We start from the raw sequence: 7,137 nt of genomic DNA, 5'->3' as shown, positions 1-7,137 counted from the left end.
CATGCCTGCCTGTCACGCAGGAGATCGCCGGTTCGATCCCGGTCGGGACCGCCATAACGTTTTCCATGACACTGGTCATGGTTATTTTTTTGTTTAAAGACTAAACTTTTTCGTGTAAACTTATAGATGAACTGACGGACTGACTCCATGCGGGTGAGTCTTTTTTATTGATATAGAACGGCGGGGTGAATAGATTGAAGACATTTGAATGGAGATCTTCTTCGTCTGAAGAGACTGCTGAATTTGCAGAAAAGCTGGGTGCGCTGTTGCAGGCAGGAGATGTGCTGACGCTTGAAGGCGATCTTGGCGCAGGGAAGACAACATTTACAAAAGGGCTTGCTAAGGGGCTTGACATTAAAAGAACGGTGAACAGCCCGACTTTTACTATAATGAAGGAATACCAGGGGAGACTGCCGCTTTACCATATGGATGTGTATCGTGTGGAGAATGAGTTTGAGGATCTTGGATTTGATGAATATTTTAATGGGGATGGCGTTTGTGTGGTTGAGTGGGCGCATTTGATTGCGGATCAGCTGCCTGAAGAAAGACTTGAGATGTTTATCTACTATATAGATGAGGCGTCCAGAAGATTTGAGCTTGTGCCGCGTGGCGGACGTTATGAATCGTTATGTGAGGAGATTTTAGAATGATTGTACTTGCAATGGATACGTCGAATCAGCCGCTGTCGCTTGCTGTCATGAAGGATGGTGCGGTGATGGGTGAGAAGCTGATTAATATAAAGAGAAATCATTCGCTGCAGGCGATGAGTGCGGTAGAGGAGCTGCTGGGTTCGCTTGATTTAAAGCCGGGCGCTTTAGACCGCATTGTTGTAGCAAAAGGACCTGGTTCATATACAGGTGTGAGAATTGGTGTGACATTGGCTAAGACTATGGCCTGGTCATTAAAGATACCGATTGTAGGTGTGTCGAGTCTGCTTAGTCTTGCGTGGCCTGGAAAGTATTTTGATGGGGTTGTTGTGCCCCTGATGAATGCGCGGAGAGGTAATGTTTATACCGGGCTTTATGAGTATCAAGACGGTTGGCAGACGCTTGAAGAGGATCGCAATATGGCAATGAGTGAATGGCTCACACATCTAGCTGAGCGTGAAGAGAATGTGTTGTTCACGGGTGCTGATGTGGAAGTGTTCTGGGAAGAGATTCAGTCGGTACTTGGTGAGAGGGCATATCATGTTTCGACAGAAGAGGCATTTCCGAGTGCTGCTGTGATGGCGAAGCATGCTGAAGGATTGCCGGATGAGGATGCGCATGGTTTTGTGCCGAATTATATCCGTCTGGCAGAAGCGGAATCAAATTGGCTGAAAGAGCAGGAAAAGAAGAATGGATGAGATCCGCTTTCGCTGGATGACGTATGGTGATATTGATGGAGTGCTTGCCGTAGAGGAAGCTTCTTTCAGTTCACCGTGGAGTCGGGAAGCGTTTGAAAATGAGATGACGATTAATCAGTTTGCGAAGTACCTGCTGCTTGAAGTGGATGGGAAGATTGCAGGTTATTGCGGGCTTTGGCTTGTGATGGATGAGGCGCATATTACAAATGTAGCTGTTGTGCCTGAACTGAGGGGGCACCAGCTTGGTAAGAAAATGATGGTGAAAGTAATGGACATGCTCCGTTCAGAAGGGGCAACGATGATGACGCTTGAAGTGAGAGTAAGTAATCATATTGCCCAGTCACTGTATGAAGGGCTTGGTTTTTCAAAAGGCGGCATCAGGAAGAATTATTATTCAGATAATGGAGAGGATGCATTGGTCATGTGGGTGAAGTTAAATGAGCAGTGAAACGTTGATTTTAGGAATTGAGACGAGCTGTGATGAGACTGCTGCATCTGTTGTGAGAAATGGAACGGAAATCGTTTCGAATGTAGTCGCTTCACAGATTGAAAGTCATAAGCGTTTTGGCGGTGTGGTACCTGAGATTGCTTCCCGTCATCATGTAGAACAGATGACGATTGTGGTGGAGGAAGCTTTGGAAAAGGCTGACGTAACAATGGATGAGATTGATGCCATTGCTGTTACAGAAGGTCCCGGACTTGTAGGTGCCTTAATTATAGGAGTAAATGCTGCTAAAGCAATGGCTTTTGCTCATCAGAAACCTTTGATAGGCGTTCATCATATCGCGGGGCATATCTATGCGAACCGTTTAATAGAAGAAATGAAGTTTCCGCTGTTATCACTGGTAGTGTCGGGTGGTCACACTGAACTTGTATTAATGAAGGAACACGGTTCTTTTGAAGTGATTGGTGAGACGCGTGATGATGCTGCGGGTGAGGCATATGATAAAGTGGCGAGAACGCTTGGACTGCCTTATCCGGGTGGACCTCATATTGACCGTCTTGCTCATGAGGGGACACCTTCTGTGAAGTTACCGAGAGCGTGGCTTGAGGAAGGTTCGTACGATTTCAGCTTCAGCGGGTTAAAGTCTGCTGTGATTAATACGCTTCATAATGCAGAACAGCGTGGTGAAGAGATCGATGTGAAGGATCTTGCTGCTAGCTTTCAGGAGAGCGTTGTGGAAGTGCTGACAGAGAAAGCGAAGCGTGCGGTTGAAGAGTATGATGTGAAACAACTGTTGCTTGCTGGAGGCGTCGCTGCTAACAAAGGACTGCGGACGCGTTTGACAGAGATGTTTGAGACGAGTGACGTAGAGCTTGTGATTCCGCCGTTGTCATTGTGTACGGATAACGCAGCGATGATTGCGGCTGCAGGTACAGTGATGTATGAGCAGGGGAAACGCTCAACATTGGCGATGAATGCGAATCCGGGACTGATGTTATAAATGTAAGGCGTCTGCTGATCAGGGCAGGCGTCTTTTTGCGTTGTATTTTAGTGAATGTAAACGTACAATACAGTCAGCGAATGATGAAATGGAGCGGTTGTGCATGAACAATGATCAGGTTATACAGGAATACATAAACAGTGAGGAAAAACGTGCACAACTTTACAAGAAAACATTGTGGGTTGTTGTGCTGTCACAAATCTTCGGTGGTGCAGGACTTGCGGCGGGTATAACAGTCGGTGCGCTGCTTGCGCAGGATATGCTCGGGACGGATAGCTTTGCCGGACTTCCGGTAGCGCTATTCACGCTTGGATCTGCAGGTGCTGCGCTTTTAGTAGGGAGACTGTCGCAAAAAGCTGGAAGACGGGTCGGACTTGGTGCAGGATTTATTACAGGAGGCATCGGTGCGCTCGGTGTTGTCGGTGCTGCTGTGCTGGATAATGTTCCGCTGTTATTGATTTCACTGTTGATCTACGGGGCAGGCACTGCAACCAATCTTCAGGCGAGATATGCCGGGACGGATCTGGCGAATGATAAGCAGCGTGCGACTGCCGTCAGCATCGCGATGGTGTCTACAACATTTGGTGCTGTTGCCGGACCAAATCTTGTAGGGGTGATGGGACGATTTGCTGAATCCATCGGCGTCCCGGCGCTTGGCGGTCCGTTTATTTTAGCGGCAGCGGCTTATATTACTGCTGGACTAGTATTATTCATCATGTTAAAGCCTGATCCGCTGCTTATCGCAAGGGCGCTATCAGAATCTGTAAAAGATGAAAGTGTTGCAATTGATCAGTTTGACGTGTCGGGTTTGAAAAGAAGAGGTGTCATTACCGGTGCAATCGTTATGGTGCTGACGCAGATAGTGATGGTTGCTGTGATGACAATGACGCCGGTTCATATGGGGCATCATGGTCACGATTTAAATGCGGTTGGTCTTGTCATTGGCCTGCATATTGCAGCGATGTACCTTCCGTCTTTAGTGACAGGTGTACTGGTAGATAAACTTGGGCGTACATTCATGGCTGCAGCTTCAGGCGTCACGCTGCTTGCGGCTGGTGTCGTAGGTGCATTTGCGCCGGGAGAGTCGCTGACAGGAATGATTGTGGCACTGATGCTGTTGGGGTTAGGCTGGAATTTCGGTCTGATCAGTGGCACTGCAACAATTGTTGATGCGACACACCCATCAGTGAGAGCAAAAACGCAGGGATCAGTTGATGTTTTTATTGCATTATCTGGAGCGGCAGGCGGAGCACTTTCCGGAATGGTTGTAGGAGCTTCAAGTTTTTCAATGCTTTCATTGTGGGGAGGACTGCTGTCGCTGATATTGATTCCGTTGATCTTTTGGGCACGAGGTTCAAAAACGATGAGAAATGAAACTCAGTTGTAAAAAAGCTGAGTTTTTCTGTGGATAAGTTGTTGATAAGTGTAAAGAGGTCTGTATATAACTCAGTGTGTCTTTTCCTGTGGATAATGTTGATAATTGTGTACAACCCTGTGCATAGTGTGCATAACTCTGTTGAAAAGCATGAATTCGCTGTGTGTAGTGTGCATAACTCTGTGTGTTGTAACCATTCTGTAACATTAATTTCACACTCTATACACAATTCATTTGCAATTTTCACACAAATATAAGCAAAAAGTTATTCACAATTGACAGATATTTCGGATATGGAAGAATGGGTGAGAATAAGGGGGATTAGGGTAGGATTAAGATGTCCGGGCTCAGGAGTTTGTGAAAAATGTTGCTGAATTTTAGGGCGATATTGCAGGGCGGGCGAATAGGCTAAATCACAATATTCTAAGAAACACTTTGATTTTTCTCCGAACAGGGTCAGTTGACCTTTGAACATGCGATGTTTTTCTACGAAGAAGCCGAGTTTTTCTACGAACATGACCGTTTATTCTCCGAACCTCGTCTTTTCCAGCAAGACATAGCATAGCACGCTGGCCGGGAGCTAGGCCTAATGACACAATCTCCTGAACCACACGCTGACAAACAAAAAAAAGGAACCCCAAAGGATTCCTGCCCATTCATTCACTCAATTCCTCTTCAAGCTCAGCCCACTCTTCAAGCAGCTGATCCATCTCTGTTTTCGCCTGTTCAATGGCCTGGTTCGATTCCATCACACGCTCGTGATCCTGGAAGATTTCCGGGTCACACAACAGGTTTTCATGTTCTTCAATCGTACTTTCAAGCTCAGTTATCCGAAGCTCAATTTCCTCTAACCGTCTTCGTTTTTTTCGCTCAGCTTTCTGCTTTTCTTTATCAAGCGCAAAGGCCGATTTGTCTGTAGGCTTTTCAGATGCCGGCGCTTTCTCTAAACGCTCACGTTCTTCTATCGCCGCGAGCTCAGCCTGTTCATTGATTTTCTCAATATAATAATCATAGTCTCCAAGGTACTCTGTACTGCCATCTGTTGAAAGCTCAAGTACTTTCGTTGCAAGTCTGTTGATGAAATAACGGTCATGCGAGACAAACAGAATGGTGCCCGGATAATCGATGAGCGCGTTTTCCAGAATCTCTTTACTGTCGAGATCAAGGTGGTTGGTCGGCTCATCGAGAATCAGCAGGTTCGACTTTTGCATCATCAGCTTTGCCAGTGCGAGACGCGCTTTTTCGCCACCGCTTAAAGTCGCTACCGATTTGATCACATCATCCCCCGAAAAGAGGAAGTTGCCAAGTACGGTGCGGATATCCTTTTCATTCTTCATCGGGTAGTCATCCCATAACTCGTTTAACACAGTTTTATTGGAATGGAGCTCAGCCTGTTCCTGATCATAATAGCCAATGCTGACATTTGATCCGTATTGAATCTGACCGGCCAATGCAGGCAGCTTTTTCACAATCGTTTTTAAAAGGGTGGACTTCCCCACACCGTTTGGTCCGATCAGCGCAATGCTGTCTTCCCGAGTTGCAGCTGCATTGATATGCTGCGATACAGGTGTGTCATAGCCAACTGAAAGGTCCTGCAGTTTCAGAACATCATTCCCGCTTTGACGGTCAATCGAAAAGCCAAAGCTGGCTGATTTTTCATCACCTTTTGGACGGTCCATCTTATCCATCTTCTGCAGTTTTTTACGGCGGCTCTGTGCCTGCTTAGTAGTAGAAGCACGGACAAGGTTACGCGCAATAAAGTCTTCTAGGTTCGCAATTTCTTCCTGCTGCTTTTCAAATTCCTTCATTTCACGTTCATAGTCGAGCGCTTTCTGGTCCAGGTAGCGGCTGTAGTTACCGTGAAACTTCTTTGAGCGTCTGCGGGAGATCTCAACAACCTGATTCACGATTTTATCTAAAAAGTAGCGGTCATGGGACACGATCAAAATTGCGCCAGGGTAACCCTGCAGATAAGACTCCAGCCAGCTGAGCGTATCAATATCCAGGTGGTTGGTCGGCTCATCAAGAACCATGACGTCAGGTTTTGTCAGCAGCAATTTACCGAGTGCCAGGCGGGTTTTCTGTCCACCGCTCAATGTGAAAATCGGTGTGTCATAATCAAATGACTGAAAACGGAGCCCGTGGAGGACCGTTCTGATATCCGATTCATACTGATAACCACCGGCGTCCTTGAAATGAACCTGCAATTCATCATATTCAGTCATAATCCGGTTATAGCTTTCCTCGTTTTCGTACACTTCAGGGTCAGCCATCTGCTGCTCCGCTTCACGCAGCCTTTTTTCCATCACTTTTAAATAATCAAAAACACTCATCATTTCTTCCCAGATCGACAGCTCTGATTCGAGTCCGCTATGCTGTTCAAGGTAGCCGATCGAAACGCCTTTAGGCTTATTCAAATCGCCGCCATCATGAGAAAGCTGACCAGCGATGATTTTCAATAGTGTTGACTTACCGGCACCATTCCGGCCGACAAGTGCAATCCGGTCTTTGGTCTGGACTTCTAATTTTATATTTGAAAGAATCTCTTCTGCGCCAAATGACTTGGAGAGATTATTGACCTGCAGTAAAATCATCTGCTTTTCACCTCGTTTTCTTCCTTATATAAGTGTATCGTATCCGCGTGATGATAAGCAATCGGATGCTATTGTGTAAATGCTGCAGACTTTGCAACCGGATACCGTAATGGTGTATGATACAATAGGAACTTGGATTGTATTTAAAAGGAATTTGTTGTGACATATATATAGTTTGGACTTTAATATCCCGGCGTCTGATCTACGTTCCAGGCGGATGCTTTCCGAGCGGAGGACCGTTTTGTGGTCCTATCTTTATCGCTCGCCTTAGGCTGCGGGGTCTCAGCTGTCCCGCTTATCGTTCCGGAGTCACCGCCTTCCACTGCGATCAACGCTGTGCATAAGACATCATTGTTCTTATGAAAAAGGTATATTAAT

Annotated in this window: 7 protein-coding genes; 5 read left to right on the top strand and 2 right to left on the bottom strand. The window is 46.3% G+C overall.

The window, feature by feature from the left end:
* Positions 1-194: 194 nt before the first annotated feature.
* The 5 genes from tsaE to E2626_RS12120 all read left to right on the top strand — a co-directional run bounded on the left by tsaE (position 195) and on the right by E2626_RS12120 (position 4,177).
* Complete coding sequence (tsaE, locus tag E2626_RS12140; protein WP_134382044.1) at positions 195-650, top strand: tRNA (adenosine(37)-N6)-threonylcarbamoyltransferase complex ATPase subunit type 1 TsaE; 456 nt, start codon at positions 195-197, stop codon at positions 648-650.
* Positions 647-1,345, top strand: coding sequence for a tRNA (adenosine(37)-N6)-threonylcarbamoyltransferase complex dimerization subunit type 1 TsaB (gene tsaB / locus E2626_RS12135; protein WP_134382030.1), 699 nt, complete (start codon positions 647-649; stop codon positions 1,343-1,345). Before tsaE ends, tsaB begins: the two co-directional genes overlap by 4 nt.
* Positions 1,338-1,793 carry a ribosomal protein S18-alanine N-acetyltransferase gene (gene rimI / locus E2626_RS12130; RefSeq protein WP_134382029.1) on the top strand — a complete coding sequence of 152 codons (456 nt, stop codon included), beginning with the start codon at positions 1,338-1,340 and terminating at the stop codon, positions 1,791-1,793. Before tsaB ends, rimI begins: the two co-directional genes overlap by 8 nt.
* Positions 1,783-2,790: a tRNA (adenosine(37)-N6)-threonylcarbamoyltransferase complex transferase subunit TsaD gene (tsaD, locus tag E2626_RS12125; protein ID WP_134382028.1), complete on the top strand. Its 1,008-nt coding sequence runs from the start codon at positions 1,783-1,785 to the stop codon at positions 2,788-2,790. The genes rimI and tsaD overlap by 11 nt, the downstream gene beginning before the upstream one ends.
* A 103-nt stretch (positions 2,791-2,893) precedes the next feature.
* Entirely contained in the window at positions 2,894-4,177 is a 1,284-nt protein-coding gene (locus E2626_RS12120; protein WP_244094313.1) for an MFS transporter, read from the top strand.
* A 253-nt stretch (positions 4,178-4,430) separates the two neighbouring features.
* Here E2626_RS12120 and E2626_RS17240 read toward each other — a convergent pair whose 3' ends face one another.
* A complete protein-coding gene (locus tag E2626_RS17240; RefSeq protein WP_166786815.1) occupies positions 4,431-4,682 on the bottom strand; it encodes a hypothetical protein in 252 nt (83 codons plus the stop codon).
* 139 nt (positions 4,683-4,821) lie between these two features.
* The gene (locus E2626_RS12115) at positions 4,822-6,759 is read right to left on the bottom strand and encodes an ABC-F family ATP-binding cassette domain-containing protein (RefSeq protein ID WP_134382027.1); all 1,938 of its coding nucleotides are present in this window, start codon (positions 6,757-6,759) and stop codon (positions 4,822-4,824) included.
* Positions 6,760-7,137 lie beyond the last annotated feature (378 nt).

Source organism: Jeotgalibacillus salarius (genome assembly GCF_004405125.1).
In the GTDB taxonomy this organism is placed as follows: domain Bacteria; phylum Bacillota; class Bacilli; order Bacillales; family Jeotgalibacillaceae; genus Jeotgalibacillus; species Jeotgalibacillus salarius.
Note: the sequence above shows the minus strand (reverse complement) of the source record. Positions and strands in the feature narration are given on the sequence as shown.

Excerpts from the sequence above, each read along its gene's own strand:
- tsaB (WP_134382030.1), top strand. The coding sequence starts at position 647 with ATGATTGTACTTGCAATGGATACGTCGAATCAGCCGCTGTCGCTTGCT.
- rimI (WP_134382029.1), top strand. The coding sequence starts at position 1,338 with ATGGATGAGATCCGCTTTCGCTGGATGACGTATGGTGATATTGATGGA.
- tsaD (WP_134382028.1), top strand. The coding sequence starts at position 1,783 with ATGAGCAGTGAAACGTTGATTTTAGGAATTGAGACGAGCTGTGATGAG.
- E2626_RS12120 (WP_244094313.1), top strand. The coding sequence starts at position 2,894 with ATGAACAATGATCAGGTTATACAGGAATACATAAACAGTGAGGAAAAA.
- E2626_RS17240 (WP_166786815.1), bottom strand. The coding sequence starts at position 4,682 with ATGTTCGTAGAAAAACTCGGCTTCTTCGTAGAAAAACATCGCATGTTC.
- E2626_RS12115 (WP_134382027.1), bottom strand. The coding sequence starts at position 6,759 with ATGATTTTACTGCAGGTCAATAATCTCTCCAAGTCATTTGGCGCAGAA.